Source organism: Massilia frigida (genome assembly GCF_011682175.1).
Lineage (GTDB): Bacteria > Pseudomonadota > Gammaproteobacteria > Burkholderiales > Burkholderiaceae_D > Telluria_A > Telluria_A frigida.
This window is the reverse complement of record NZ_WHJG01000008.1, coordinates 144,309-170,459: the sequence shown is the minus strand read 5'-3', so window position 1 is coordinate 170,459 and position 26,151 is coordinate 144,309. Positions and strand designations below refer to the sequence as shown.

Here is a 26,151-nt window from a genome sequence, read left to right as displayed (position 1 = left end):
CTGAGAAGGCGGAATATACCGATTTTGCTTGCGCAACACTACTCATATGTTCGGACCGGGGCGCCGCGCAGCCGCCAACAAGGCCGGCTGCGCGCGGCGCTGCTTACTGCGGCAGCGGGGTCTCGAGGACGGCGAAGCCGGTCATGCCCAGCAACCGTTTCTGGCTGTACGCGATGCTGGTCAGGCTGGGGTAGCCCCAGGCCAGCACAGGCGTCGATACCGTGCCATCCGGGGTGATCTTGCGCACCTTGCCCGAGCCGGTCAGGTACATGTCGCCATTCGGGACAAACGTCATGTGCACCGGGCCGTCGAAGCCCAGGCGTGCCTTGCCGGGGGCGCCATCGGCGTTGCCGTCACCGTCGAAGGTGCCCGCAAAAACCGAGAAATGGCCAAGCGTGTCGCGCTTGAGGATCGTATGGCTTTCCAGATCGGCGATATACAGGTTTCCAGCCCCATCGAAGGCAACCCCGGCGGGGCGGTAGCCATACAACTCCCGCGCGGGCGGTGCCAGTTTGGCGACATCGCTCTGTTCGACCGTGATCAATATATCGCCGCGCGGGTTCAGCACGCGCACCCCCGTGCGCCCGACCGTGGCGATATTGCCGACCGAATCGACCGCAATATGTTCCACCATCGTGCGCTCGTCCTGCGCCACCACCGTGATCAGGACACCGTCCTCGATCCTGACGATCCGGTCGACATCGGAGACATACACCACGTCCCTGGCATCGACCGCGATCGATTTTTGTTCGGCAAACGCGTCGGCGCGAACGCGTCCCCGCTCCGCGCTGTTGCGGACCCCTGCAACCCCCGCCAACAAGCTCGCCGTTCCGTCGGGGCTGACCCGCCGCACCACGTTCGCATGGGGGTCGAGAACGTAAACGTTTCCTTTGGAATCGGCTGCCATGCTGATCCCGTATTGGAAGCGCGCTACGCCAGCCGGTCCGTCCACCATGCCGCTGGTCGCTGGCGTCGCCGCGAAGGTGCTGACGTCGCCCCCCATCGACACCTTGCGCATGACGGAACCGTCGACAACGATCATCTGCCCTTGGGGATCAAAGGCCAGCGCACCCAGGCTACTGAAACGCGCAACGTTTTTATTCCCATCGCCGGCGCCTGGACTGTCGAACTTCCCCGCCACGGTGCTCACGATGCCGTCGGATGAAATTTTCCGGACCGACGAAGAGTCGCTGAGGTACAGATCGCCGGATGCATTGAATGCCATGTGGGTGACCATATCGAGCTTGGCGTTCAGACGTGGCCCGTCGGGTGCGCTACGCTCCAACGTACCTGCCCAGCGCAAGGCTTCCCCATCCTTGATCCGATAGATCAATTCCCGACTGGAGAAATAAATGATGCCGTTCCGGTCAACGGCCAGCCCACGGAGCTTGCTGGGGACGGTCGGACCACTCATATCGGGCTGGGCCCACACTATGGTGGTCACCGTGCCGTCCTGCGTGACGCGCCGCACCACGTGCGTCGCGCCTTCCGCGACCAGATAATCCCCATTGATGTCGAGCGCAATGCTCTCGGGAGCCTGCAACAATGCGCCCGCCCCCACGCCGTCGCGGCTTTCCGGATGGCCAGAGCACCCTGCCGTACGAGTACCGGCCACGGTACTCACCATTCCCTGGGGGGTAATCCGCCGTATCGAAAAATTGCAAGTGTCCGCGACAATCAGGTTCCCTGCCCTGTCGATCAGCATGCCGGAGTTTTTCGTGAACCGAAAGCTGGCGTCGGCCCCTTGCCCATCCTGGCTGCCGTACGACAAGTCGGAGCCGGCGAGCGTGGTGACTACCCCTGCGGGCGTTATTTTCAGGACAAGCTGCCTGGTCGAATCGATCACAAACGTATTGCCATCCTTATCGACGGCAACGCCCGCCGGTGATTGCAACAAGGATGGCACTCCGGAGAGCACGTGCGGCAAACGTGACGCCTGCGGTGGCGCGACGGGAACCACCGGCGTTTCCGGTGTCGGTGCCGGTACCGCCGAAGGCGCAGGCGACGAGCCGCCAGAGCCGCTGCATGCCGCCAGCGCGCAGCAGAGCAACAGCGCCGTGGAGCGCGACAGCGCCTGAAAACGAGGGGAAACCGACTGGATCGAGTAATGCCGCATGGTGTTGTTGTCCTTAAAGATACTTGTGGTCGTGAATGTAACAGAAACTTCTTGATAATATTTACACGAAGAAAATAAACCACACCTTTCTTTGTAGACCCGACTCACGCCATTTCCCGGAAATGCCCTGAGCTGCAAGCGAACCAGCCATTCCCTCACTCAAGGTCGAGCCGCGTCTCCCTTGCCCCGTCAAATTATTCTTCCGTTTTTGAGCTTCTGTGTTATAGTTCACTACATCACCATCAAATCACCTCACCACCTCACCAACAGGGAGGAATCATGTCTCACCAGGCAGCACCACACCACCGGAAGGGCCCGCCATGACGATCGGCTGGAACGACAACACGCCCATCTACCGCCAGCTCAAGGACAAAGTCATCGGCATGATGCTCGATGGCGCCCTGAAAGCCGGCGACGCCCTGCCCTCGGTCCGCCAGGTGGCGGCCGAATACCAGCTCAATCCGATCACCGTCTCGCGCGCCTACCAGGAACTGGTGGACGAGCAACTTGTGGAAAAACGAAGGGGAATTGGCATGTATGTGACCGAAGGCGCGAGCGAAAAACTGCTCGCCAGCGAACGCGAGCGCTTCGTGCGCGAAGAATGGCCGGCCATGCTCGAACGTATCCGCCGCCTCGGCCTCGATGTCGACCAATTGCTGCGCCGGCAAGACGGAGACAAATCATGAGCGCCGTCATGACAGCCCGTGGCTTGAGCAAGCGCTACGGCAAGTCGGTAGCGATCGACAACATCAGCTTCGAGATTCCCGCCGGCAGGATCGTCGGCTTGATCGGCCCCAACGGGTCCGGCAAGACCACCACCCTCAAGGCCGCGCTCGGCCTGACCGCGTTCGAGGGCACGCTGTCGGTGCTCGGCTTCGACCCGCGCACCGAGCGCGATGCGCTGATGCAGCAAGTGTGCTTCATCGCCGACGTGGCGATCCTGCCGCGCTGGCTGCGCGTATCCGAGGCGATCGCCTTCGTGGCCGGCGTGCACCCGCGCTTCGACCGCGCCAAGGCTGAACGCTACCTGGCCGCGACCAAGCTCAAGCCGGAGATGAAGGTCAAGGCCATGTCCAAGGGCATGATCGTGCAGCTGCACCTGGCGCTGGTGATGGCTATCGACGCCAAGCTGCTGGTGCTCGACGAGCCGACCCTGGGCCTGGACATCCTGTACCGCAAGCAGTTTTACCAGAACCTGCTGGAAGACTATTTCGACGAGAACAAGACCATCATCATCACCACCCACCAGGTCGAGGAGGTCGAGCACATCCTCACCGACCTGATGTTCATCCGCGACGGCAAGATCGTGCTGTCGGCCTCGATGGACGAGGTCGGGGCACGTTTCGTCGAGGTCATGGTCGCACCCGACAAAGTCAACGCCGCCAGCGCCTTGCAGCCGATCGACCAGCGCACCGTGTTCGGCAAGTCGGTCATGCTGTTCGACGGCGTGGCGCGCGAGCAGCTCGCCGCCTTGGGCGAGACCCGCAATCCCAGCGTCGCCGACCTGTTCGTCGCGACCATGAAAGGAAGCTACGCATGAATACCCTGAAATGGCTGCTTAAACGCGAGTTCTGGGAGCACAAGGGAGCGTTTTTTTACGCGCCCGTGATCCTCGCGGTCGTGATGGTCGGCGTCACCGCCCTGACGCTGGGCTTTGGCATGTACTGGTCCGAAGCGCCCTTCCGCCACCTGCTGGCGGCAGCGGCAGCGGGCCGCGCGGCCATGCCCGGCGGCCTGGCCGGCGTGGGCGACCTGCTCGCCACGCTCAGCCTGCTGGCCGCCTCGCCGCTATTGCTGCTGCTGGCCGCGTCCACGTTTTTCTACTGCCTGGCCGCGCTGTATGACGAGCGGCGCGACCGCAGCATCCTGTTCTGGAAGTCGCTGCCGCTGTCGGACACGCATACGGTGCTGTCGAAAGTGATCACGGTGACCATGGTGGCGCCCCTGATCGTCATTGGCGTGAGCACGGCGACCTCGGTGCTGCTGGTCTTGTTCGCCGGCGCGATCGCGGCGCTGAACGGGGTGAACCTGTTCGGCCCGGTGCTCTCCAGCCCGATTTTCCTGCTGGCCCCGCTGCGCTCGCTGGGCATGCTGCCGGTGTATGTGATCTGGGCGCTGCCGACGGTCGGCTGGCTGCTGATGGTGTCGGCCTGGGCCCGCTCCAAGGTCTTTTTGTGGGCCGTGGGCGTGCCGGTGATTGCGCTCGTGCTGGTCAAGTGGATCACCTATGTGCTGGGGGCCGGACCCGCTGCCGGCACGCTGATGCAAACGGTGGTGGGGCGGATCCTGCTCGGCCTGGCGCCCGGCAGCTGGCTGGGCGGCGAGACCAGCGCGATGGGTAGCCACGGTGCGCATGTCGCGATCGACCGCGTCAATGGGCTGCTGGCCGATTCCTGGGCTACCCTGGCGTCGCCCGGCGCGTGGGTCGGGGCGGTTGCCGGAATGGCGATGATGTACGCCGCGATCCGCCTGCGCCGCTTGCGCGACGAAGGCTGACGCCCGGCCCATTTGCCGCGAGCGCGCCGTTACCCCGGGGCGCCGGACCCCGCGCGGGAACGGCGCCCGCTCAGCGCGCGCTCAGCGCGCGCGCCAGCACCTCGGGCTCATGGCCCGGCAACATTCCGTCGAGCAGCAACTGGGCCAGGCCGTGCACCATGCACCACAGTTTCAGGCTCATCACCGCCACATCCTTGCCCTCCCCGCCACTGCCTTGCAGCATGCGTGCAAATGCCTGCGTCACGCCTTGCACCGCCGCCTGCAGGCCGGGATGGCGGCTGCGGTCGGCGATCAGCGGCCCGTACATCAGGCGAAAGCGCCCGGGGCGCTCCAGCGCGAAGCGGACATAAGCCTGCCCGACCGCGGCCAGGGCATCCTGCGCCCCGCCCGCAGCCTGTTCGATGTACAGCGCGAAGTCCGCGTAGCCCTTGGCGGCCAGCGCCGCCAGCAACGCTTCCTTGCCCTCGAAATGCCGGTAGCACGCCGTGGCGGATACGCCGGCCCGGCGCGCAACCTCGCGCAGGCTGATCGCGCCAGCCCCCGTTTCATCGACCAGGTCCTCGGCCGCGTCCAGCAAGGCCGTCCGCAAATCGCCATGATCCTGGACGCGCCGGAAGCGACCGATCCGAAGAAGGCGATGGCCCTCCTTGCCGCCGGGATCATGAGCTATGTCCCGCTCTTCCACGACGCCATGTGCGCCGATATTATTCCGGGCCGGGCCGGACCTTGGTGATCGGTTCGACCATGGCCTTCGCCAGCCCCCTGGTGCGGGAAAAACATGCCCGGCGCGGTGGTGCACTTGTCGCCATCGGTGAGCAGGTCGGCGTTCATGGCGCCGCGCTTTTCGCCGCTCGGCCACATGGAAACGCTGCCGCGCGCCGTCGAGCGCCTGGTCTGGCGCACCCTGGACCGCAAGTTCCTCGATCCGCTCTACGGCGTTCCGTTCAATCGCTTGCGCGCCGGCCAATTTTCATCCCACCCCATTTCCGCTGTTCGATGACGGCGCCCCACTCAGCGCGGAGCTCCAGGCTTTCCTCGATGCTGGCGCGGCGCCGGTGGCGTTCACCAGCGGCACCGCCAACGCCACCTCGCACGTGTTTTATGCCGCCTCGGCCGAGGCGTGCCGGCTGTCCGGCAAGCGCGGCATCCTGATCACCCCGCATACAGCGCAGCTGCCGGCCGCGCTGCCCCCGGGCGTGGCGCATGCCGATTACGTGTCATTCAAGGCACTGTTGCCGCGCGTGGCGGCGTTTGTCCATCACGGCGGCATCGGTTCGACCAGCCAGGCGCTGGCGGCCGGCGTGCCGCAACTGATCCAGCCGATGGCGTTCGACCAGTTCGACAATGCCAGCCGCGCGCTGCGGCTTGGCGTTGCCCGCTGTATCGCGCCGAAACGCTACACGGCCAGCGCGGTGGCGGACCAGTTGAAGCGGCTGACGGCCGACCAGGCGCTCACGGCCCGCTGCAAGGCGGTGGCCGCAATGACCGCCGCCAGCGCCGGGGTGGGCGAAGCGTGCGACCTGGTGGAGAAGGTACTGGCCGGGGTAAGCCCGGCGCCAGTTACTCGAACTGCGTCGTGAACGCCAGGAATTGCAGCTTGAGGTCGTCGACCTCGGCGCGCAGGGAAGCCACTTCCTGTTCCAGCTGCGCCACCCTGCTGCCCTGGGCTGGCGCGCTGACCACCCCGAACGCGGATTCCTGCTGCGACAACGCGGCGTCGCCGCCCAGAAGCTGGCCGTAGCGCGGCTCCTTGGTGCCCGGCGCGAGCGCCAGGCGGGCCACGATCGGCGGGTATTTATCGATCAGAAATTGCAGGCAAGCCTCGACATCGGCCACCGACTTGAATTCGTGCAGGCGCCCGCTGCGGGTGCGGATTTCGCCCGCCGTCTGCAAACCGCGCAGCATCAGGATCGTCAGCACGGCCAGCTTGTCTTGCTCCAGCGACCATTTGATGCGCATGCGGTGCTCGTACTTGGTCACGCGCGCGCCGGCCTGGGTGATGCCGTTGACGAACTTGCGCTGCATCAGGCGCTGCAGCACATCCTGCACGGTTTCATCCGACAGCTGCATCACCGGATCGCGGCTCGACAGCTGGTTGCAGCCGTTGGTGATGGCGTTGAGCGACATCGGATAATTGTCGGGCGTGAGGCCTTCTTTCTCGGCCAGCACCGCCAGCACGCGGATTTCAAACGGGTCCAGCAAGGCAGCGCCGTCGGCGCCGCCCGTTGTTTCTAGTGTCATGCGTGTGTCCTTACTCGACCAGTTTATTGAGCTTTACCGAATCCAATTTATCACACTCGGGCGTGCTCTGGCAGGCGATTCCGGCGGTCTTCATCAGGGCCATCAGCCGGTCCAGCTGTTCGTCCTGGCGCGCCGCGTGATTGATCAGGCCATGCAAGGCCTTGGAGAGCGGATCGTCGCCGTTCGGGGTGACCCCGTAGGCCGAGAACAGATGCGCGCTCGAGCGCGTGTCGGCCTCTTTCTGGACGATGTGGGCCGGGTTGCCGACCGCCGTGGCGCCGGCCGGCACCGGCTTGATCACCACCGCGTTCGAGCCGACCTTGGCATACTCGCCCACCGTGAACGAGCCGAGCACCTTGGCGCCGGCGCCGATGATGACGCCGCGTTCCAGCGTCGGATGGCGCTTGGTGCCGCTGTTGAGCGAGGTGCCGCCCAGGGTCACGCCCTGGTAGATGGTGCAGTCGTCGCCGACGATGGCGGTTTCGCCGATGACCACGCCGAAGCCATGGTCGATGAACACGCGCCGCCCGATCGTGGCGCCCGGGTGGATCTCGATGCCGGTCAGGATGCGCGCCAGATACGAGATGAAGCGCCCGATCCATTTCAGCTTGCGGGTCCAGCAAGCCTGCGCCCAGCGATGCATCATGATGGCCTGAAAGCCGGGATAACAAGTGAACACTTCCCATCCGTTACGGGCGGCCGGGTCGCGTTCAATGATGCTCTTGATATCTTCGCGCAGGTGTAAAAACATAAACAGGGACGTGGGGACAGTTGCGATACAGGCATGGTAGCGTATCCGACCGCCTCCCGCTTATGTATGGTCAATTTGCCAGATGCGCATGACGATACTTGCAAGAAATTTACAGTGTTGCGTCGCCATGCAAGGGGTGGACTACATTGGCGCGCATACCGACGTGGCCAATGCGTGCAAGTCCACCACGGACAGCACCAACAAGATGAGAACCTGCAAATAGGGGGAGGAGCGGCGCGCCGGCACGGATATTTCCGCGCCGGCGTGCCCGGTCCTGGACTTAGACCTGGCCTTCGCGCGCGATGCGCTGGCGGCGTGCTTCGTACAGGCAGACGCCCGACGCGACCGAGACGTTCAGGCTCTCGACGGAGCCGAACATGGGAATACCAACCAGCACGTCGCAGGTTTCGCGGGTGAGGCGGCGCATGCCCTCGCCTTCCGAACCCATGACGAGCGCGGCCGGACCACTGAAATCGGCTTCGTACAAGCCCTTGTCCGCATCATCGGTGGTGCCGATCAGCAGGATGTCGCGCTCTTTGAGCTCGCGCATGGTGCGCGCCAGGTTCGTGACCGTGATGTACGGTACGGTTTCAGCCGCACCGCTGGCGACCTTGGCCGCCGTGGCATTCAAGCCGACCGCACGGTCCTTCGGCACGATGACCGCGTGCGCGCCGACACCGTCGGCCACGCGCAGGCAGGCGCCCAGGTTGTGCGGATCGGTGATGCCGTCGAGGATCAGCAACAGCGGCGGACCTTCGATGGCGTCGAGCAGTTCATCCAGGTTGCGCGCCAGCGCCAGCTGGCTGGCAAAGGCAATCACGCCCTGGTGGCGGCGGGTTCCGACGATCTTGTCGAGGCGGGCCGAATCGACCGGCATCACGCGCACGCCCAGCGCCTTGGCGTTGGCGATGAGATCGTGCATGCGGCGATCCTGGCGAGTCGCATCGACAAAAATTTCTTCCACCGACGAGGCCTCGTGACGCAGACGCGAGGTCACCGCGTGGAACCCGAAAATCATTTTATTCTTCATGTGTTATCGCTTGCTCTTATTCGTTTTGCTTGATGTTTTATTGCTCGTACCAACTGCTGGTTTTGCCGACCGGGATGGCGCCTTGCTGGCCGTCGACCCGGACTTGCTGCGTTTCGGCTTGCTGCCCGATGCTTCCGCGCCGACGCTCTCGTCGAGTTCGTAACGCGAAGGCGTGTTGCCCGCGCTGCCACCGGCACTCTTGCCGGACGAGCGGCCCGACTTGCTTGACTTGGCCGGCTTGGCGTCGAGCGCCTTGTGGGCGGCGCTTTTCGGCTTGCCCGCGCCGCTATCGGCCTGCACGCTGCTACCGGCCAGCACCAGGTCGATCTTGCGCGCTTCGAGGTCGACGCGCGAGACCTGCACCGTCACGCGGTCGGTCAGCTGGTAGCGCTTGCCGGTGCGTTCGCCGCGCAGTTCGTGGCGCGCGTCATCGTACTGGAAGTAATCGGTACCGAGTTCGGTGATGTGCACCAGGCCTTCGACGAACAGCGCGTCGAGCTGCACGAAGATGCCGAAGGTGGTCACGCCCGAGACCACGCCGGTGAATTCCTCACCCAGCTTGTCCTTGATGAAGTAGCACTTGAGCCAGGCTTCGACATCGCGCGACGCTTCGTCGGCACGGCGCTCGTTGGCCGAGCAGTGCACGCCCAGGGCGTCCCAGATGGTCAGGTCTTTTTCGTTCTTTTGCTTGCCATCGGCCTTGTCCTTGGCCTGCTGCTTGCGCGCGGCGTTCGACACGGTCGAATTCAAGCCGGTCAGGTCGATGCCCTTCGGCTCGTACTTTTTACCGAGCAAAATGGCCTTGATGGCGCGGTGGGTCAGCAAGTCGGGATAGCGGCGGATCGGGCTGGTGAAGTGGGCATATGCCTCGTACGCCAGGCCGAAGTGGCCGATATTGTCCGGGCTGTAGACCGCTTGCTGCATCGAACGCAGCAGCATGGTTTGCAGCAGCGAGGCGTCCGGACGGTCCTTGATCTGCTTCATCAGTTCGGCGTAATCGTTGGCGGTCGGCTTGTCGCCACCGTTCAGATTCAGGCCGACCTGCTTGAGGAAGGTGCGCACTTGGGTGAGCTTTTCCTTGGTCGGCGAGGCGTGGATGCGGTAGGTGCCCGGATGCTTGTGGCGGATCAAGAGGTCAGCCGCGCAAACGTTGGCGGCCAGCATGCATTCCTCGATCACCTTGTGCGCATCGTTGCGGGTGCGCGGAATGATCTTTTCGATCTTGCCCAGCGCATTGCAGACGATATAGGTTTCGGTGGTTTCGAAATCGATCGCACCGCGTACCTGGCGCGCCTTGTGCAGCGCGTGATACACGTCGTACAGATTGAGCAGGTGCGGGACGATGGCCGGACGGCGCGCCGCTTCCGGACCGGCGGTGTTGCCGAGGATATCGGCCACTTCGTTATAGGTCAGGCGCGCGGCCGAGTGGATCACGGCCGGATAGAACTGGTACGCCTTGATCTCGCCCTTGTCCGAAATGACGGCATCGCAGACGAGCGTGAGGCGGTCGACGGCCGGGTTCAGCGAACACAGGCCGTTCGAGAGCTTCTCGGGCAGCATGGGAATCACGCGGCGCGGGAAATACACCGACGTACTGCGTTCGAGCGCATCGACGTCGAGCGCATCGTTCGGCTTCACATAATGGGACACGTCGGCAATCGCCACGATCAGGCGGAAGCAGTTGGCCTTGCCGACCTTGACCGGCTCGCAGTACACCGCATCGTCGAAGTCGCGCGCGTCTTCGCCGTCGATGGTGACCAGCGGCACATCGCGCAGGTCGACCCGGTCTTGCAGGTCGGCTTCGCGCACTTCGCCGGGCAGCTTGGCGGCGGACTTGAGCGCGGCGGCGGAAAAGATATGCGGCACGCCGAACTTGCGCACGGCAATTTCGATTTCCATGCCGGGATCGTCCAGGTCGCCGAGCACTTCGACCACGCGGCCGGCCGGCTGCTTGAAGCGCGATGGCTGCTCGCTCAGCTCGACGCTGACGATCTGCCCCGCCTTGGCCTTGCCCGGCGAACCGGCCACCAGGATGTCCTGGCCGATGCGCTTGTCTTCGGGAGCGACGATCCAGACGCCGTTCTCATTGAGCAGGCGGCCGATCACATGACTATTGGCGCGCGTGACGACTTCGACGATGGTGCCTTCAAGGCGGCCGCGGCGATCGGTTCCTGTGACTTTGGCGAGCACACGGTCGCCATGCAGGACTTTCTGCATCTCTTTGTCGGACAGGAACAGGTCTTCACCCGGTTCGTCAGGGATGACGAAGCCGAAACCGTCGCGGTGCGCACTGACCTTGCCGGCGATGAAGCCGGAATGGTCGGCCAGGGCGTAATTGCCATCGGCGTCGGCGTGGATCTGGCCGTCGCGCTGCATGGCATTCAAACGCCTGGTTAACACCTCCAGCGCGGCTGGCTTGACCTTGAGCGTGCGGGCGATGGCTTCAAGATCAAGCGTCGTGCCCGCGTTGCGGAAAATGCCGAGAATGTCCTCGCGGCTGGGAATGGTATGAGTAATTTGGTTCAAATGGTTTTCTATAATTGTTTTTGGCAGCGCTCGCGGGAAATGCCTGACCGGATAGCTGACACAGTGATTATTGACACGGTGATAGGCGTAGTGTAACGGAGGTCGGTCCGATTCGCCTAACCGAAGCGTGCTTTGAAAGATTCTTCGCTCAGGCCTGTGACATTTCCAAATTTTCGGCTATAATTTTGGTCTTTCGCGGAAACACAACGTCGACGCGGAAGAAAAACGCAGCATATCTGCATGGTGTAGAGCAAAAAGAGTAACGAAAGTTAGTCTGGCGCAAAACTCCGAAAGCGAGTATGATAGCAGAAGTCGGCGGCAACGCCGGCTTGCAGCAAAAGAAGTAGGCAAGATAATGCCCACGTGGCGGAATTGGTAGACGCGCATGGTTCAGGTCCATGTGCCGCGAGGTGTGGGGGTTCGAGTCCCTCCGTGGGCACCACTCCCTGGAAGATGTTTTCCTGAGAGTACCAAGTAGTAAAGTAGTTGGCAGTAAAACTGTTGTAGTAGCTGTATCAGTGCCCACGTGGCGGAATTGGTAGACGCGCATGGTTCAGGTCCATGTGCCGCGAGGTGTGGGGGTTCGAGTCCCTCCGTGGGCACCACTCTACCGGGTTAGTATATTCCCGCAAAATTCCTTAAACGCCGCAGTCCTTGCATAAAGGCTGCGGCGTTTTGCGTTGCGCGCCCGCATTTATGCGCTCCCCATCTGTTTCATTCAGAAAGTCGCCATGACCGCTCGTTTGCCTGGCCGCCTGGCGGCCGTTTTCTTGATAACCTTGTCCGTCAGCGTACACGCCGACCCCGTGGACGATATCGTCCATGCCGAAATCGCGCGCCAGCAGATTCCCGGCGCCGCTATCGCCATCGTCAAGAATGGCCAGATCGTCAAGCAAGCCGGTTATGGCATGGCCAATCTGGAGCACCAGGTCGCCGTCACGCCCGATACCGTGTTTCAATCCGGCTCGGTCGGCAAGCAATTTACCGCCGCGCTGGTCCTGCTGCTGGCCGCCGACGGCAAACTGGGACTGGACGATCCGATTTCGCGCCACCTTGCGGGCACGCCGCCGGCCTGGAAAAAGATCACGGTGCGTCATTTGCTCAATCACACCGCCGGTTTGCGCGATCCGGACGACATCCTCAAGCTGAACCAGAATTACACCGACGCGCAATTGCAACGCGCGGGCAGCGCGCTGCCGCTCCAGTGGGCGCCGGGCACGAAATGGGCCTACAGTAATTTCGGCTACCAGTTGCTGGGCATCCTGTGCACCCGGGTGGGCGGCCAGTTTTACGGCGAGCAGCTGCGCGAGCGCATTTTTGCGCCGGCGGGCATGCAGGCGCGCATCATCAGCGAACGGGACATCGTGCCGCACCGCGCCGCTGGCTACGACGTGGTCAACGGCGCATTCAAGAACCAGGAATGGGTTTCGCCCACGCTCAACACCACCGCCGACGGCAGCCTGTACCTGACCGCGCGCGATCTGGCGAAGTGGCATATCGCGCTCGACGGCGACCAGCTGCTCGGCGCGGCCATCAAGCAAGCCATGTGGACGCCCGCCACGCTGAAAGACGGCAGCGTCGTTCCGTATGGCTTCGGCTGGGAAACCTCGCCGACCCTGGAACGGCGCTCGCTCTGGCACGATGGCGCGTGGCAGGGTTTCACCACGCAAAGCACGCGCTTCGTCGACGATGGCCTGGCGGTCGTGGTGCTGACCAACCGCTCCGAAGCCCAGGTCGACAAGCTGCTCGAACTGGTCGCGGCCCACTACCTGCGCACGGCACGCTGACATTTGCGCTGGCGGTGCGGCGTGGCTACACTGAGAGCCTGTCCGGATACCATGGTTTGCGTGGTGAAGTCGCCGTCCGAAACCGAATGCAGCAACGCCCGTGTTGCGCCGCCCGATGCGCGCGCGAGCGCCCAACTGCACGTCAACTACCGCGCCCTGCTCGCGCGCTCGCCCGATAATGTGGTACTCGTCGACGTTTCCAGCGGCTGCCTGGCCGATGCCAACCATGGCGCGTGCGCGCTGTTCGGCATGGACGAACCGACACCGCTGACGCGCGCATTCGCCGACCTGTGCCCGCCGTTCCAGCCTGACGGGCAGGCCTCGGCGCAGCTGCTGGCCACCCGTATCGAGCGCGCGCTGGCCGGCCGTGCGGGCCAGTTCGAGGCCGGCTTCCTTGCCGCCGGCGGGCGCCGGATCACCTGCGAAGTACGGCTGCTGCCGCTGCCGCCGCCGCACACCCGCCTGGTGCATGCGCGCTTTGTCGACGTCACGCGCCGCGTTCTCGATGACGAACTGCGCCACGGCCAGAATCGTCTGCTGGAAATGATCGCGCGCGGCGCCGCGCTCAAGGCCGACGACGCCGCCCAGATCCTGGCGCGCAACCTGCAACGCGCGGCGCGGCTGGTGGCCAGCTTCAAGCAGGTGGCAGTGGACCGCCATGGTTCGGAGCGGCGCGCCTTCATGCTGTGCAAACTGGTCGCCGAATTGCTGCCGCCGCTGCGCATCCTGGCGCGCCAGCGCGACGTGGAGATCCGCACCGAGGTGGCGCCGGGGCTGGCGATGGACAGCTATCCGGGCCCGCTGGCCGAGGTGCGGACCCACCTGGTCGACAATTGGCTGGTGCATGCCTTTGCCGGCGATGCGCGCGGCACCATCGTGATCGGCGCCAGCGCCGGGCCGGCGGCGAGCATCGTCCTGTCGGTCGCCGACAACGGCGCCGGCATCGCCCCGCCGCTGATGCTGCGCGTGTACGACCCCTTCGTCACCACCAAGCCCGGCTCGGGCGGATCGGGGCTGGGATTGCACGTGGTGCATAACATCGTCAGCGGCGTGCTGGGCGGCAGCATCGAACTCGATAGCGAACCTGGCAAGGGCTCCATCTTCCGCCTGCGCCTGCCGTGACTGGCCGGGATAGCGGCTGACAACCGGCCAGCTGCGCGCCACGCTTGACTTGCGGCGCGAACAGGCTATGCTCGCTCTGGCATATGATCACTTTCCGCAAACTCGGTGTCACCGCCCTGCTCGCCTGCGCTTGCGCAGCGCTGCTTGCCGCGCCCGCACCATGGTTCACCTGGCGCAGCAAGGCCGACGGCAAGCTGGTCTGTCACCAGACCCCGCTCGGACCCGGCTGGGAAAAGGCTGGCGGCCCCTATCGAGATAGCCATTGCATGAAGTTGCTTATTGCTAAATAATAGGAAAAAAAACATACAGAGGAGAAGGTTGAAAGCTGTCCGTTGCATCCATTCCAACTGAGGAGAAGTCAATGTTTACGAATCCCGAACAATTTGCATCCGCCACCAAGACGCTTTTTGAACTCCAGATGATGACTTTTAACGCGCTCACCAGCAAAGCGGTGCAGGGCGTGGAACAGGTCGTCTCGCTGAACATGACGACTGCAAAAAATTCGGTGCAAGGCAGCATGGCCATGGGCAAGGAAATGAGCCAGGCCAAGGACCCGAAAGCGGCGATGGACGTCGCTGCGGCCCACGCCAGGCCGATGGCGGGCGCGGTGGTGTACGGCGAACAGCTCAAGGTGATCATCGACGACATCCACAGCGAATTCACGCAGGCTGCCGACGCCCATATCGCCGAAGCCAAAAGTACCCTCACGGCGCTGATCTACGACGTGACGCAAAACGTCAAGCCGGGCAGCGAAAATGCGGTGGAAATCATCAAGACCGCGATCGACAATGCATTCCAGGGCTACGAACAGGTAACCAAGGCCACGCGCCAGGCGGTGCAGGTGGTGGAAGACCAGATCGCCAAGGCCACTGCGCAAGTGGTGCCGCCTGAAAAGAACGCCGCCTGACCAGCGCCCTTCCAGCCCCTCGATAAAGAACCGCCGTGGCCGCGCTTTGCGGCAACGGCGGTTCCTTTTTTCCACCAGCGCGCTTCAGGCCACCACGCCCCCGCACACCACCAATACCAGCACCAGCAAGGCAATGCGCTTGCGCGTCGCGAGGCGGTCGACCGCCATGTGTGCAAAATCTCTCAATGTGTTCTCCCGGTGGAGCCGCGACCCGCGCCACGGCATTTGCGTGCCAACACCATTATTGGATCGGCGATGATACTGTCGGTTGCGATCGCTCAATACACGATTGGTTACTACAGCAGTGTTGCAAAATCCACGGATCGTTGATGCGCCGCAACTGACTGTGCAGCCGGACCCGAAAGCACGACAAATATCAGAAGCATTCCAGCGGGAATTGTTTCTAATCGGAATGTCCGTGTTCCCACCTCCAGGAGTCCTCCGTGTCCATTCCCGCCCCGAATACCTATCCCGGCACCCCGTCCGAACAGCGCCGGAACACCCGGCGCGCCCACGATATCGAGCAGCGCGCCTACGCCGCCGTCGGGCGCAGCTTCGCGTCCGGCAGCGCGCCAAAAAACCGCCAGCTGCGCGCGGGCCTGGCCGTGGCGGCGGCCGTCACGGTCCTGGTCCTGATCGCGCTGGTGGCCCTGCTGGCCCACGAAAACGCCAGCGCGCCGCGCGCGCGCGCGGTCGCCGCCGCCGGCAAGGGCGCGCCGCACCCGGCCGCCCCCGCCCATGCGGCCAAGGGCAAGCCGGTGGTGATCATCGATGAAAAGGACGAGGCGCCCACCCGGCCGGTGCTCGCCCCGGAGCCGATTCCCCCGCTGGTGCTGCTGGCGCCGGCTGCGGCGCAGCCCACCCCGGCGCTGCTCCAGGCGCGTCCGGTGGCAGCGCTCAGGATGCCGGCCAAGGTGCGCGAACACGGCAAACCGGCCAGTGCGGCGCTCAAGCATGTGGCCCTGAAAGCGAAAAAACCGTCCCATCCGCAAGCAAGCGGCGCGGCGGCGCGCAAGGCCGCGCGCAAGGCGCCGCCGCACGCCCCCGTGAAACGCAAGGTCGCGGCCGCAGCCGCCGTCCCTGCCCAGCCCGACGCACCCGTCCAGTATGCCGGCGCCGGCGTGCTCGACACCCTGCGCTCCTACGCCAGCCTGCGGCGGCGCTACCTTGGCCAGCCGATGCCGCTCATGGCGGCCCGGCTGGCGCTGCCGGGCCGGCGCTACCTGGGCGAACCCTGAAAACCACGGACCGATGCACGCGCGGCGATTTTGCTGGGGTTTGGCGGCCACTGACGATATACTGTACATAATTACAGGTATCGGTCGGTTGCCCGCAGTACGATGCGCAAAGTTCTTGAGAATGAGTTCTACTACCTGGACAACTTCCACCGGGTGCTGGAATGGATTGCCGGGCGGTACAGCGACTTGCTCACCGATGAGGAGCAAGCGTTTATCGCCACGTTCCCGTCGCTGCCGCAAGCCTCGCGCGCGCTGCTGGTGCGCATGGTCATGCGCAAGGGCACGGTGTTCCGCGCGAGCAAACTGAACTACGCGGAAATCGGCTGCGCGATCGAGGCCGCGCGCCACTTGCTGCCCACCGGCTGGGTCCGGTGCGACCCGGTGATCACGCTCGACGAACTGTTCGAGCTGCTGCTCAAGGCCGAAATCGGCGCCATTTTCAGCCTGTCCCTGCACGAAAAGAGCGCGCGCAAAGGCGAGCAGCTGGCCGCCCTGCGCGACGCGTTCGGCGACGCCCGCGCGTTTTCCGCCTGGTACCGCGACTCGCCCGATACCGTCTACAGCATTACCGTCAAGGACCTGTGCGACCGCCTGCGTCTGATCTTTTTCGGCAACCTGCGCCAGGACTGGACCGAATTCGTGCTGTCCGACCTGGGCTTGTTCCAGTACGAAAAAGTCGAGTTTTCGGCGTCTTCGCGCGGCTTTCGCACGCGGCGCGATGTCGACGACTACCTGGCGCTGCACCAGTGCAAGGAACGCTTTCGGGCCGGCGAGGCCCTGCCCGAGGTGCTGGCGAGCTTGCCGCGTGACGCGTTCGACAACGAGTGGATCGACAGCCGGCGCGAACGGCTGATGTTCCAGATCGCCCAGCAGGTGGAAAAACAAAAGGAGTGGGGCCAGGCGTTCGAGCTGTACGCCTGCTGCAATTATCCCGGTGCGCGGGCGCGCGCCATCCGCGTGCTGGAAAAGCACGCGCGCTATGCCGAGGCGCACGCGCTGCTGGAACGGGCCGAGGCCGCGCCCGAAAGCGATGCCGAGCGCCAGCAACTGCTGCGCATTGCCCCGCGCCTGCGCCGCAAGCTCGGGCACCAGCCGCTGCCATCGCGCCGCAATCCCGTCGTCGAGCGCCTCGACCTGAGCCTGCCGATGCCGCCTGAACCGGGCTGGTGGGTGGAGGGCATCGTGCGCGACCACCTGGCGCGCGCCGACGCGCCCGTGTTCTATGTCGAGAACGCGCTGATCAATTCCCTGTTCGGCCTGCTGTGCTGGGGCCCGGTGTTCAGCGCCATCCCGGGAGCGTTTTTCCACCCCTTCCACCGCGGCCCGGCCGACCTGCACAGCGCCGATTTCTACCGCCGGCGCGAGCGCGAATTCCGCGCCTGCCTCGACCAGCTCGACGACGGCCGCTACCAGGACACCATCCGCGCCAACTACGACGGCAAGCGCGGCATCGCCTCGCCGTTCGTGGCCTGGGAAGCGCTCAGCAGCGGCCTGCTGGACATGGCGCTGGCCTGCATCCCGGCGCCGCACCTGAAAAAATGGTGCGAACGCATCCTGCTCGACATCAAGGCCAACCGCAACGGCTTCCCCGACCTGATCCAGTTCTGGCCCGTCGAGCGGCGCTACAACATGATCGAAGTCAAAGGCCCGGGCGACCGCCTGCAGGACAACCAGCTGCGCTGGATCGAATACTGCGCCGCGCACCAGATGCCGATTTCGGTGTGCTACCTGCAGTGGGCGCCGCCGTGTTCGTGAGGCGCGCGTGAGCTACGTCGTCGCGGTGCGCGCCCTGTGCGAATTTTCAGCCAAGCAGGGCGATCTCGATCTGCGCTTCACGCCCTCGCCCACCGCCCAGGAAGGCATCGCCGGCCACGCCGTTGTGACCGAGCGGCGCGGCCCGGATTACCAGAAAGAGGTCAGCCTGACCGGCGAATACGGCCCGCTGCTGGTGCGCGGACGGGCCGACGGCTACGACCCGGCCCAGAACCTGATCGAAGAAATCAAGACCTATCGGGGTGACCTTGAGCGCATGCCGGCCAACCACCGTCACCTGCACTGGGCCCAGGTGCGCGTATACGGGCACCTGCTGTGCGCGCAGCTCGGTCTGGACCATGTGTCGCTGGCCCTGGTCTACTTCGACATCGGCAAGCAAACCGAAACCGTGCTGCGCGAAACCCGCAGCGCGGCCGACCTGCGCGCCATGTTCGCCGACCAGTGCGAGCGTTTCGTGGCGTGGGCCGCTCAGGAACTGGCGCACCGCGCAGCGCGCGACGCGGCACTGGCCGCGCTGCGCTTCCCGCATCCAGCCTTTCGTCCGGGCCAGCGCGACCTGGCCGAAACCATCTTCCGCGCCAACAGCGGCGCGCGCTGCGTGCTGGCGCAGGCGCCGACCGGCATCGGCAAGACCGTCGGCACCCTGTTCCCGGTGCTGAAAGCGGCGCCGCTGCACCGGCTGGACAAGGTGTTTTACCTCGCGGCCAAGACCCCGGGCCGCAAGCTGGCGCTCGACGCGGCGCAGGCGATCAAGCGCAGCGCCCCCGACCTGCCGCTGCGCGTGCTGGAACTGGTCGCGCGCGACAAGGCCTGCGAGCATCCCGACAAAGCCTGCCATGGCGACTCCTGCCCGCTGGCCAGGGGCTTCTACGACCGGCTGCCGGCGGCGCGCAGTGCGGCGCGCGAGCTTCCCCTGCTCGACCGCGAAGGCTTGCGCGAGGTCGCGCTGGCGCACCAGGTATGTCCGTACTACCTGGGCAGCGAAATGGCGCGCTGGAGCGACGTGGTGGTGGGCGACTATAACTACTACTTCGACATGGGCGCGATGCTTTACGGGCTGGCCCTGGCCAACCAGTGGCGGGTCAGCGTGCTGGTGGACGAGGCACACAATATGGTGTCGCGCGCGCGCAAGATGTATTCGGCCGACCTGGAACGCGCAGCGCTGCGGGCGGCGCGCGCGGTGGCGCCGGCGCACCTGAAAAAGGCGCTCGACAAGGTGGGGCGCAGCTGGCCGTCGAAGGACGGCGCCGGCTACGAGGTGCTCGACGCGCCGCCCGCAAAGCTGCTCGACGCGCTGCAAACCGCATCGAGCGCGATCACCGATTTCCTGGCGGAGAACCCGGGGCCGATGGAGCCGGACTTGCAGCGTTTTTACTTCAACGCCCTGCACTTTGCCCGCCTGGCCGAAACCTTTGCCGAGCACTCGATGGTCGACTGCACGCGCGATGGCGCGCACGCGTCGACGCTCGCGATCCGCAACATCGTGCCGGCTCCCTTCTTGAAGCCGCGTTTTGCGCTGGCCCATGCGACGGCGCTGTTTTCGGCCACGCTCAGTCCATGGAACTACTACAGCGATGCACTCGGCCTGCCGCCGGATACGGCCTGGGTCGACATCGACTCGCCCTTCGTGGCCAATCAGTTGAGCGTGCACGTGGTGCGCGACATCTCCACGCGGTTTACGCACCGGGCCAGCTCGGTGGCGCCGATTGCGGCGCTGATCGCGCGCCAGTACGCGCAGGCGCCGGGGAATTACCTGGCGTTTTTCAGCAGCTTCGATTATCTCGACCAGGTGGCCGACCGCGTGCAACGCGATTTTCCCGACATCCCGGTGTTCCGCCAGCCGCGCCGCATGGCGGAAACGGAGCGCGACGCTTTTCTGGGGCGCTTTACGCTGGAGAGCCGTGGGGTTGGATTTGCGGTCCTGGGCGGCTCGTTTGGCGAAGGCATCGACCTGCCGGGCGCGCGCCTGATCGGCGCCTTCATCGCCACACTCGGACTGCCGCAAATGAACCCGGTGAATGAACAGATCCGCCAGCGCATGCAGGCCACGTTTGGGGCGGGCTACGACTATACGTATCTGTATCCGGGCATGCAAAAGGTGGTGCAGGCGGCGGGCCGCGTGATCCGCACCGAGGGCGACCGTGGCGTGGTGTACCTGATCGACGACCGCTTCGCCCAGCCCGAAGTGCGCGAGCTGCTGCCGCGCTGGTGGCACGTCGACCAGACGCGCATTGCGTTGACTTAAAAACCCGCCCCCGTCGTTCCCGCGCAGGCGGGAACCCAAGTTCGGTGGTCAGCGGCGGCGCTAAATACTTGGGTTGCCGTGGGGGCGCCTAGCCCTGCGCGGGAACGACGGTGGTGGTGGTAGGAACGACGGCGGTGGTGGCGGAGGGAACGACGCGGCGGGTATCAGCCGGTCAGGCCCTTGAGCTTCTGGAAGCCGCTGCGGCTGACCGGCAGGCGGGCGCCATCCCTGAGGATCGCGGTGTGGCTGTCCCTGCCCTGCTCGATGCGGTCGATGGCGCCGAGGTTGAGCAGCCAGGAGCGGTGAATGCGCACGAACAGGGCCGGATCGAGCTGGCTTTCGAGTTCCGACAGGCGCTGGGTTTTCATGTAATGCTTGCCGCCGGCGCTGATGCGCACATAGTCGTCCTGCGCTTCGATGTAGTCGATCTGGCCGGCCGCGATGATGTGCACGCGCCCGCCGTCGCGGATCAGGACCCGCTCCAGCGGCTTGCTGCGCAGCGCGGCCTCGCGCAGCACGGCGTCGACCCCGTCTTTCGCGGCACTGGTGCGCGCATGCGCCAGCGCGGCGTCGAAGCGCTGCTGGCTGAAGGGTTTGAGCAGGTAGTCGACGGCGTGGATGTCGAAGGCCTTGAGCGCGTACTGGTCAAAAGCGGTCACAAAAATATAGCGTGACCTGGCGCCGGCCAGTTCCACCACCTCGAAGCCGTTCAGCTTGGGCATCTGGATGTCGAGGAAAACCAGGTCCGGTTCCAGTTCGGTGATGGCCTTGACGGCGTCGAAGCCGTTCGCGCATTCGGCCACGATCTCGATGCCGGCATGCTTGCCCAAAAACTCGCGCACCACGGCGCGCGCCAGCTCTTCATCGTCGACGATTATGACGCGCATGATGGTTCCGATTCCTTGGTGTGGGCGGGCAGCGACAGCGCGACCCGGAACAGGCGCGCCTCGCGCGTCCAGACGATGCCGGCCTCGTGGCCGTAGGCGACGGCGAGGCGCTGGCGCACGTTGGCGAGGCCAATCCCCTTGCCTGCGACGGCCGGCTCGACGTCGATGTCGTTTTCCACGACGATTTCCAGGACCGGGCCGGCGCGCTGCGCCGCGATGCGGATGGTGCCGCCGCCGGTCAGGTTGGCGATGCCGTGCTTGACGGCGTTTTCGACCAGCGGTTGCAGGATCATCGGCGGCAGCAGGCAATCGAGCGCGCCGGCGTCGATGACCTGCTCGACGTTCAGGCGCGCGCCGAAACGCACTTTTTCGATGGCGATGAAGTGCATCGCCAACGCCGCTTCCGCTTCCACGGTCACTTTGCGGCTCGCTTCCAGTCCCAGGCTGTGACGGAAAAAATCCGCGAGGCGCAAGGTCATGTCGCGCGCGCGGGCCGGATCGATGGACGTGAGCGCACTGATCGAATTGAGGCTGTTGAACAGGAAGTGCGGATCGATCTGGGTGCGCAGCATGCGCAGTTCGGCGTCCTGCGCCATCAGCGCAGCTTCGAGTTCGCGCCGTTCGGCGGCACGCGCGCGCTGGAATTCGAGCGCCAGGTAGTGCGCCACCGCCGACATGGCATACAGAATCACGCCCAGGCCGACAATCATCGCCTGCAAAGGGGTAGTCATCGGGACGCCGGCCCAGGGCAGGCCAAGCGATCCGCAGGCACTGTTCCAGGCGGTGCTCAGCGTGGTCCACAGCACGCCGGCCCATACCGATGCGACGGCGAAGACCAGCAGCACGGAGATGGCGCTGCGTTCGCCCAGCGGATAGGCGCGGCAGAGATAGTAGCTTGAAAAGCCGGTCGCGCAGGCATACACCAGCGTCACCGGTACGGCCAGGAGCAAGCCGTTGGTCCATGCGGCGCCGGTTGCTGCCATGATCAGGCCAGCAAACAGGATCGCCAGCAGCAGCCACGCGAGCAAATACAGGCCCGCGCCGCGCCGCATGGAAAACGGCCCCTGCATCAATTGCGCACTTCCACGCCGCCCATGATTGCGTAGCCTCGGATGGTGAGGCGCTTGCCGGAGCCCGGCGCGGGCGAGGTTTTTTCCTCGAAGCCGCCGAGAATCGGCACCCCTTTGAGCACGATGCTCCAGTCGGGCGGGCATTTGATGGTGATGCCGCCCATGACCGCGAACACATTCAGTTCGGCGTCGCCGACGATCGACGATTCGCGCAGGTCCAGCACGCAGCCGCCCATGATGGCGCAAATGTCGCCGCCACGGAAGGCCGGGGTGCTGATGCGGCGCTCGAAGCCACCCAGGATGGCCGTGATATCGACCACGGCGTCGGCATCGGGCCTGGCAAATGCATCCGGCTTGGCATACGCATCCGGCTTGGCATCGGTATCGGCCTTGAGCGGCGCGGCGTGCGGCGTGCGGCCCTTGCGCATGGCTCGGTGGATAACACCGACGCCGAGCAGGATCAGCAGCACTGGCCACAAGGTGCGGGCGTTGAAAAAGTAGCCGTAGCCAAGCCGGTTGAGCGTGAGGACAACGCCGGCGGCGGCGATCAGGCCGAACACCATGCGCTCGTGCTGCGATTCGGCCCCAGAAAACTTGACCAGGCCGCCGATAACGACCAGCACGGGCCAGAAGTGCAGCACGCGGTGGCGGTCGATGATGTTCAGGTTATCGAGCAGGAACAGCAAGCCGAAGCCGATCACCGCCAGGCCGACCCAGACCTGGTTGGGCACGCCGGAGTTGGGGGTATCATTTTTCATCGAGGGGCTCCTGTTCGGGTGCGAGGCGGCGTTCGATGAACGGTTCGAGGATCATGGTGACGCCGCAAAAGATGACGGGGATCGGCCAGCCGTTGCTGAAGGTCAGTCCGAACAGGTTTTCGAACACGGCAAGCAGCCACAGGCTCAGGAAGACCATCCACAGGCCGGCGGTAAAGTCTTTGGCGGTCGGAAAACCGATCATCTTGTTGAGGCCCATGACGGTCATCACCAGCGGCGCGTAATGCCAGAGGCCATCGACCTGGACGATGTCCATCTGGTCGAGCAGGACGACGGTGCCGAAGCCGATCAGCAGCAAGCCCCACATCAATTGCTTGCGCCATTCGTAAGAGGATTTATTAGACACGTGTGCTCCTGTAGTCAGTTCAGGCGCAACGATACAACGGGGCGGCGGCGCTGCACAGCGGATTTCGGCGAATGGCGTATGGCGGCCGGTGAATGACAGCGCCAGCGGCGAACGGCGGCGCCGGGCGTCAGGTGCCGAATGCGACCGAGGCCGACAGCGCCAGCATCATGGTGCCGGTCAGGCCGTCGATCCATTTCCATGCGGCGGGACGGGCAAACAGGCCGGACAAGCGCGTTGCGCCATAGCCGAGCGCGCAGAACCACAGGGCCGAGGCGCTCATCGCGCCCAGCGCAAAGGCTGGGCGTTCTGGCGGGGCAAAGTTTCCGCCTATGGCGCCAAGCAAGACCACCGTATCGAGATAGACATGCGGATTGAGCAGCGACAGCGCGACCACGCTGGCCAGCGCCTGGCGCGCGCCGGTGCGGGCGGCCTCGGGCGCCACCGTCAGCGCGGCGCTGGCGAACACGGCGCGCCAGCTGCGCAAGCCGTACCACAGCAGGAACGCCGCCCCGCCCCAGCGCGCCGCGCCCAGCAGCAGGGGCGACGATTGCACCACGGTGCCGACGCCGGCCACGCCAAGCCCGATCAGCACGGCATCGATGACAATGCAGGCAGCCACGGTCAAACCCACGTGTTCGCGCTTGAGGCCGGTGCGCAGCACGTGCGCGTTCTGCGATCCGATGGCGACGATCAGCCCGGCGCACAAGGCGAGGCCGTTGAAAAAGGTGGACACGTAGGGCATGCAAACTCCTGGCGCTAACTGGATGAGCTGGAAGTTTGCAGGAGGGAAGCCCTCAAGTGAAGCAAATTTAATCCAATTACGTATAATTAAATTTTTCTAATCCGGGAGATGGATGTGCTCGATACTCGCAAGGGCGAAGCCCTGCTCGCCGTCATCGACAGCGGCAGTTTCGAGCAGGCCGCCGCCCTGCTCCACCTGACCCCGTCGGCGGTATCGCAACGGGTCAGCGCCATGGAAAACGAGCTGGGCATGCCGCTGCTGATCCGCAGCAAGCCTTGCCGCGCGACCCCGGCCGGCCAGCGCCTGGTGCAATACCTGCGCCGCAGCCGGCTGCTGGAAGCCGAATTCCTGGCCGAATCGGCCGACAGCGACGCCCATCCGCTGACGATTGCCCTGGCCGTCAACAACGATACCCTGGCCACCTGGCTGCTGCCGGGGCTGGCATCGTTCCTGATCGAGGAACAGATCCTGCTCGACATCGCGCTGGACGACCAGGATCACACGTACACCTTGCTGTCGCAGGGAGCGGCGCTGGCCGGGGTGTCGAGCGAAGCGCAGCCGATGCGCGGCTGCACGGTGGAGCGGCTGGGCGCGATGCGTTACCGCCTGCTCGCCACGCCCGCGTTCGTCGCACGCTGGTTTCCCGACGGCTTGCAGCGCGAGGCGGCGCGGCGGGCGCCGCTGATGGTGTTCGACCGCAAGGATGCCTTGCAGGCGGCGTTTCTTCAACGCGAGCTGGGGCTGCCTGCGGGAAGCTATCCCTGCCACTACATTCCGTCGAGCGATGCATTCACCCACGCGGTACGGCTGGGGCTGGGGTATGGCATGGTGCCGGAACAGCAGTTTCGCGACGATATCGACAAGGGCGTGCTGATCGACCTGGCGCCCGGCAAGCCGACCGACGTGATGCTGTACTGGCACGCTTGGCGAGTGCAGTCGCCCAAGCTGGAGCGGCTCAGCGCGCGGCTGATTGCGGTGACGCGGGCGGCGTTGCGGCAAGCTGCGTGAGCGCCGCTCAGGTGCGTGTCCATGGTGCGGGGGATTCTACCGGCGGGGTAACACCTAACAAAAAACCCGCAGCGTCGCCGGTGCGGGTTTTCTGTGCTGCGTCAGGAAGGCATCAGGCCGGTGGCAGGAAGGCCTCTGGCGCTGGCTGATTGCGGACCTGGTTGCGGTACTTGGAAGCGGCAATGGCTTTCTTGACGGCTTCGCGCGCGATGTTGGTACGCTTGATGTCTTTTTTCTCGGCTTTGCCACGATGCTGGGCTTCGTCTTTGTTACCGATTCGATTTGTCATTTGATACTCCTGTGTTGACGTTTTTAGGATTATGGTAGAGAGGTGCTACAGAAAAAATAGGACAAAGTGCAAGGTTCTTGTAGGACAGGAGGAGGTCAGTTGCTGCGCGGGGCCAGCTTAAAGCCTGGAATCAGCAATCCCCATCCAAGCTCGCGTCGGATTTCTTCAGGCGATGGCGGCGGTTTGGGATCGCGCGCACGACGCTGAAGGTATTCCCGTACCAGATGCTTGGGTGGCTGGGTAATGGCAGGCATGATGACCTCCGCTTCCGTTTGTTGATCAAGGCCAGCGCGATGGCCTGCGCTGGCATGAAGAATTGGTGCCGATCCTTGAGGCGACCGGCTAACCTGCTGAGGAGGAATCACCTTTGGACTTCGCCGCTGGCCCCTCACTCACACAGCTTCATCTTAAGAGCTGAGCTGAAATCCAACCGTTCGTTGCCGCACACTGGCGTGAAAATTATCCTCGCGCAGGTGGCGGCAATCCGCAGAACGCCCGTACCTAAGGGCACCATGCGATGACGCGGCGTTTCCGTCTGCGGCATCACTGCGCTGCGTGTGCCGGAATCCATGACGCCGGAAGGGCCGCCATCGCCCCTCTCCATCGTCCGCCTCATGATGAATCCCTTCGCGGCGCGCTTGGCTCACGCTGTCGCCGACCATGGCCTCGCCTGTGTCATGTCATCTATCAAAGCAGGCAATGCCGGAACGGCAAGCCTGCAATTTCCTCGTCTGTGCGCAACACATTTCCATTGTCAAACACCGTGCCAGCGGTTAGCGTGTGGCTTTAGCGTTCAATATT

The 26,151-nt window shown here is 64.5% G+C and carries 27 protein-coding genes and 2 tRNA genes; 16 read left to right on the top strand and 13 right to left on the bottom strand.

The annotated features are described in order from the left end of the window. Window positions 1–103: 103 nt before the first annotated feature. Window positions 104–2,224 carry an NHL repeat-containing protein gene (locus F2P44_RS10865; protein WP_167086718.1) on the bottom strand — a complete coding sequence of 707 codons (2,121 nt, stop codon included), beginning with the start codon at window positions 2,222–2,224 and terminating at the stop codon, window positions 104–106. A 212-nt stretch (window positions 2,225–2,436) separates the two neighbouring features. On the opposite strand from F2P44_RS10865, the gene F2P44_RS10860 reads away from it, so the two are divergent. The 3 genes from F2P44_RS10860 to F2P44_RS10850 are packed head-to-tail and all read left to right on the top strand — an operon-like array spanning window position 2,437 to window position 4,612. Beyond that, window positions 2,437–2,802: a GntR family transcriptional regulator gene (locus tag F2P44_RS10860; RefSeq protein ID WP_167086717.1), complete on the top strand. Its 366-nt coding sequence runs from the start codon at window positions 2,437–2,439 to the stop codon at window positions 2,800–2,802. Beyond that, a complete protein-coding gene (locus F2P44_RS10855; protein ID WP_167086716.1) occupies window positions 2,799–3,656 on the top strand; it encodes an ABC transporter ATP-binding protein in 858 nt (285 codons plus the stop codon). Before F2P44_RS10860 ends, F2P44_RS10855 begins: the two co-directional genes overlap by 4 nt. Beyond that, window positions 3,653–4,612, top strand: coding sequence for a hypothetical protein (locus tag F2P44_RS10850; RefSeq protein WP_167086715.1), 960 nt, complete (start codon window positions 3,653–3,655; stop codon window positions 4,610–4,612). The genes F2P44_RS10855 and F2P44_RS10850 overlap by 4 nt, the downstream gene beginning before the upstream one ends. 70 nt (window positions 4,613–4,682) lie before the next feature. On the opposite strand, the gene F2P44_RS10845 is transcribed toward F2P44_RS10850, so the two are convergent. Continuing rightward, window positions 4,683–5,201, bottom strand: a complete 519-nt coding sequence (locus F2P44_RS10845; protein ID WP_167086714.1) for a TetR/AcrR family transcriptional regulator — start codon at window positions 5,199–5,201, stop codon at window positions 4,683–4,685. A gap of 6 nt (window positions 5,202–5,207) precedes the next feature. Between F2P44_RS10845 and F2P44_RS10840 the strand changes: the two genes are divergently transcribed. Genes F2P44_RS10840 through F2P44_RS10830 form a run of 3 tightly spaced genes read left to right on the top strand, consistent with a single transcriptional unit; the run spans window position 5,208 to window position 6,192 of the window. Next, window positions 5,208–5,345 carry a hypothetical protein gene (locus F2P44_RS10840; RefSeq protein ID WP_167086713.1) on the top strand — a complete coding sequence of 46 codons (138 nt, stop codon included), beginning with the start codon at window positions 5,208–5,210 and terminating at the stop codon, window positions 5,343–5,345. A gap of 45 nt (window positions 5,346–5,390) precedes the next feature. After that, a complete protein-coding gene (locus F2P44_RS10835) occupies window positions 5,391–5,612 on the top strand; it encodes a hypothetical protein (protein WP_167086712.1) in 222 nt (73 codons plus the stop codon). Window positions 5,613–5,667: 55 nt separating this feature from the next. Further along, complete coding sequence (locus F2P44_RS10830) at window positions 5,668–6,192, top strand: glycosyltransferase (RefSeq protein WP_167086711.1); 525 nt, start codon at window positions 5,668–5,670, stop codon at window positions 6,190–6,192. Here the strand turns inward: F2P44_RS10830 and F2P44_RS10825 are convergent. The 4 genes from F2P44_RS10825 to rnr all read right to left on the bottom strand — a co-directional run bounded on the left by F2P44_RS10825 (window position 6,173) and on the right by rnr (window position 11,160). Beyond that, window positions 6,173–6,853, bottom strand: coding sequence for a YceH family protein (locus F2P44_RS10825; RefSeq protein ID WP_167086710.1), 681 nt, complete (start codon window positions 6,851–6,853; stop codon window positions 6,173–6,175). The genes F2P44_RS10830 and F2P44_RS10825 overlap by 20 nt on opposite strands. Before the next feature lie 10 nt (window positions 6,854–6,863). Continuing rightward, on the bottom strand, window positions 6,864–7,604 hold the full coding sequence (gene cysE, locus F2P44_RS10820) for a serine O-acetyltransferase (protein ID WP_167086709.1): 741 nt from the start codon (window positions 7,602–7,604) through the stop codon (window positions 6,864–6,866). 280 nt (window positions 7,605–7,884) lie between these two features. Continuing rightward, a complete protein-coding gene (gene rlmB, locus F2P44_RS10815) occupies window positions 7,885–8,634 on the bottom strand; it encodes a 23S rRNA (guanosine(2251)-2'-O)-methyltransferase RlmB (RefSeq protein WP_167086708.1) in 750 nt (249 codons plus the stop codon). Between the two features lie 3 nt (window positions 8,635–8,637). After that, window positions 8,638–11,160, bottom strand: a complete 2,523-nt coding sequence (rnr, locus tag F2P44_RS10810) for a ribonuclease R (protein WP_167086707.1) — start codon at window positions 11,158–11,160, stop codon at window positions 8,638–8,640. Window positions 11,161–11,517: 357 nt separating this feature from the next. On the opposite strand from rnr, the gene F2P44_RS10805 reads away from it, so the two are divergent. From F2P44_RS10805 to F2P44_RS10765, 9 genes are all read left to right on the top strand, one after another. Next, window positions 11,518–11,602 (top strand) — tRNA-Leu (locus F2P44_RS10805). A gap of 78 nt (window positions 11,603–11,680) precedes the next feature. Continuing rightward, window positions 11,681–11,765: transfer RNA gene (locus tag F2P44_RS10800), tRNA-Leu, on the top strand. Window positions 11,766–11,891: 126 nt separating this feature from the next. Next, window positions 11,892–12,947, top strand: coding sequence for a serine hydrolase domain-containing protein (locus F2P44_RS10795; RefSeq protein WP_167086706.1), 1,056 nt, complete (start codon window positions 11,892–11,894; stop codon window positions 12,945–12,947). Between the two features lie 21 nt (window positions 12,948–12,968). Continuing rightward, window positions 12,969–14,069, top strand: coding sequence for an ATP-binding protein (locus F2P44_RS10790; RefSeq protein WP_370662665.1), 1,101 nt, complete (start codon window positions 12,969–12,971; stop codon window positions 14,067–14,069). Between the two features lie 83 nt (window positions 14,070–14,152). After that, window positions 14,153–14,359 (top strand): hypothetical protein, encoded by a 207-nt coding sequence (locus tag F2P44_RS10785; protein ID WP_099880217.1) that lies wholly within the window; start codon window positions 14,153–14,155, stop codon window positions 14,357–14,359. A 71-nt stretch (window positions 14,360–14,430) separates the two neighbouring features. Next, complete coding sequence (gene phaP, locus F2P44_RS10780; RefSeq protein WP_167086705.1) at window positions 14,431–14,976, top strand: TIGR01841 family phasin; 546 nt, start codon at window positions 14,431–14,433, stop codon at window positions 14,974–14,976. Between the two features lie 443 nt (window positions 14,977–15,419). Next, the gene (locus F2P44_RS10775; protein ID WP_167086704.1) at window positions 15,420–16,214 is read left to right on the top strand and encodes a hypothetical protein; all 795 of its coding nucleotides are present in this window, start codon (window positions 15,420–15,422) and stop codon (window positions 16,212–16,214) included. Between the two features lie 102 nt (window positions 16,215–16,316). Beyond that, a complete protein-coding gene (locus F2P44_RS10770) occupies window positions 16,317–17,969 on the top strand; it encodes a VRR-NUC domain-containing protein (protein WP_167086703.1) in 1,653 nt (550 codons plus the stop codon). A gap of 7 nt (window positions 17,970–17,976) precedes the next feature. After that, window positions 17,977–20,232 (top strand): ATP-dependent DNA helicase, encoded by a 2,256-nt coding sequence (locus F2P44_RS10765; protein ID WP_167086702.1) that lies wholly within the window; start codon window positions 17,977–17,979, stop codon window positions 20,230–20,232. 164 nt (window positions 20,233–20,396) lie between these two features. Here F2P44_RS10765 and F2P44_RS10760 read toward each other — a convergent pair whose 3' ends face one another. The 5 genes from F2P44_RS10760 to F2P44_RS10740 form a co-directional block, all read right to left on the bottom strand. After that, window positions 20,397–21,119 carry a LytR/AlgR family response regulator transcription factor gene (locus tag F2P44_RS10760; protein ID WP_167086701.1) on the bottom strand — a complete coding sequence of 241 codons (723 nt, stop codon included), beginning with the start codon at window positions 21,117–21,119 and terminating at the stop codon, window positions 20,397–20,399. Then, on the bottom strand, window positions 21,107–22,171 hold the full coding sequence (locus F2P44_RS10755; RefSeq protein WP_308610084.1) for a sensor histidine kinase: 1,065 nt from the start codon (window positions 22,169–22,171) through the stop codon (window positions 21,107–21,109). Before F2P44_RS10755 ends, F2P44_RS10760 begins: the two co-directional genes overlap by 13 nt. 17 nt (window positions 22,172–22,188) lie before the next feature. Further along, window positions 22,189–22,947 carry a LiaI-LiaF-like domain-containing protein gene (locus tag F2P44_RS10750; RefSeq protein WP_167086699.1) on the bottom strand — a complete coding sequence of 253 codons (759 nt, stop codon included), beginning with the start codon at window positions 22,945–22,947 and terminating at the stop codon, window positions 22,189–22,191. Beyond that, complete coding sequence (locus F2P44_RS10745; protein WP_167086698.1) at window positions 22,937–23,311, bottom strand: LiaF transmembrane domain-containing protein; 375 nt, start codon at window positions 23,309–23,311, stop codon at window positions 22,937–22,939. Before F2P44_RS10745 ends, F2P44_RS10750 begins: the two co-directional genes overlap by 11 nt. Before the next feature lie 127 nt (window positions 23,312–23,438). Next, entirely contained in the window at window positions 23,439–24,053 is a 615-nt protein-coding gene (locus tag F2P44_RS10740) for a LysE/ArgO family amino acid transporter (protein ID WP_167086697.1), read from the bottom strand. Window positions 24,054–24,161: 108 nt separating this feature from the next. On the opposite strand from F2P44_RS10740, the gene F2P44_RS10735 reads away from it, so the two are divergent. Further along, window positions 24,162–25,061 (top strand): LysR family transcriptional regulator ArgP, encoded by a 900-nt coding sequence (locus tag F2P44_RS10735; protein WP_167086696.1) that lies wholly within the window; start codon window positions 24,162–24,164, stop codon window positions 25,059–25,061. 112 nt (window positions 25,062–25,173) lie between these two features. Here F2P44_RS10735 and F2P44_RS10730 read toward each other — a convergent pair whose 3' ends face one another. Together F2P44_RS10730 and F2P44_RS10725 are read right to left on the bottom strand one after the other, a co-directional pair. Next, window positions 25,174–25,350 (bottom strand): hypothetical protein, encoded by a 177-nt coding sequence (locus tag F2P44_RS10730; RefSeq protein WP_167086695.1) that lies wholly within the window; start codon window positions 25,348–25,350, stop codon window positions 25,174–25,176. A gap of 95 nt (window positions 25,351–25,445) precedes the next feature. Next, a complete protein-coding gene (locus tag F2P44_RS10725) occupies window positions 25,446–25,604 on the bottom strand; it encodes a hypothetical protein (protein WP_167086694.1) in 159 nt (52 codons plus the stop codon). Window positions 25,605–26,151 lie beyond the last annotated feature (547 nt).

What these genes read in the sequence shown, in the direction of transcription:
- F2P44_RS10860 (WP_167086717.1), top strand. Translation starts at nt 2,437, where the DNA reads ATGACGATCGGCTGGAACGACAACACGCCCATCTACCGCCAGCTCAAG.
- F2P44_RS10855 (WP_167086716.1), top strand. Translation starts at nt 2,799, where the DNA reads ATGAGCGCCGTCATGACAGCCCGTGGCTTGAGCAAGCGCTACGGCAAG.
- F2P44_RS10850 (WP_167086715.1), top strand. Translation starts at nt 3,653, where the DNA reads ATGAATACCCTGAAATGGCTGCTTAAACGCGAGTTCTGGGAGCACAAG.
- F2P44_RS10840 (WP_167086713.1), top strand. Translation starts at nt 5,208, where the DNA reads ATGATCCTGGACGCGCCGGAAGCGACCGATCCGAAGAAGGCGATGGCC.
- F2P44_RS10835 (WP_167086712.1), top strand. Translation starts at nt 5,391, where the DNA reads ATGCCCGGCGCGGTGGTGCACTTGTCGCCATCGGTGAGCAGGTCGGCG.
- F2P44_RS10825 (WP_167086710.1), bottom strand. Translation starts at nt 6,853, where the DNA reads ATGACACTAGAAACAACGGGCGGCGCCGACGGCGCTGCCTTGCTGGAC.
- cysE (WP_167086709.1), bottom strand. Translation starts at nt 7,604, where the DNA reads ATGTTTTTACACCTGCGCGAAGATATCAAGAGCATCATTGAACGCGAC.
- rlmB (WP_167086708.1), bottom strand. Translation starts at nt 8,634, where the DNA reads ATGAAGAATAAAATGATTTTCGGGTTCCACGCGGTGACCTCGCGTCTG.
- F2P44_RS10795 (WP_167086706.1), top strand. Translation starts at nt 11,892, where the DNA reads ATGACCGCTCGTTTGCCTGGCCGCCTGGCGGCCGTTTTCTTGATAACC.
- F2P44_RS10785 (WP_099880217.1), top strand. Translation starts at nt 14,153, where the DNA reads ATGATCACTTTCCGCAAACTCGGTGTCACCGCCCTGCTCGCCTGCGCT.
- phaP (WP_167086705.1), top strand. Translation starts at nt 14,431, where the DNA reads ATGTTTACGAATCCCGAACAATTTGCATCCGCCACCAAGACGCTTTTT.
- F2P44_RS10770 (WP_167086703.1), top strand. Translation starts at nt 16,317, where the DNA reads ATGCGCAAAGTTCTTGAGAATGAGTTCTACTACCTGGACAACTTCCAC.
- F2P44_RS10760 (WP_167086701.1), bottom strand. Translation starts at nt 21,119, where the DNA reads ATGCGCGTCATAATCGTCGACGATGAAGAGCTGGCGCGCGCCGTGGTG.
- F2P44_RS10755 (WP_308610084.1), bottom strand. Translation starts at nt 22,171, where the DNA reads ATGCGGCGCGGCGCGGGCCTGTATTTGCTCGCGTGGCTGCTGCTGGCG.
- F2P44_RS10750 (WP_167086699.1), bottom strand. Translation starts at nt 22,947, where the DNA reads ATGAAAAATGATACCCCCAACTCCGGCGTGCCCAACCAGGTCTGGGTC.
- F2P44_RS10740 (WP_167086697.1), bottom strand. Translation starts at nt 24,053, where the DNA reads ATGCCCTACGTGTCCACCTTTTTCAACGGCCTCGCCTTGTGCGCCGGG.
- F2P44_RS10735 (WP_167086696.1), top strand. Translation starts at nt 24,162, where the DNA reads ATGGATGTGCTCGATACTCGCAAGGGCGAAGCCCTGCTCGCCGTCATC.
- F2P44_RS10730 (WP_167086695.1), bottom strand. Translation starts at nt 25,350, where the DNA reads ATGACAAATCGAATCGGTAACAAAGACGAAGCCCAGCATCGTGGCAAA.
- F2P44_RS10725 (WP_167086694.1), bottom strand. Translation starts at nt 25,604, where the DNA reads ATGCCTGCCATTACCCAGCCACCCAAGCATCTGGTACGGGAATACCTT.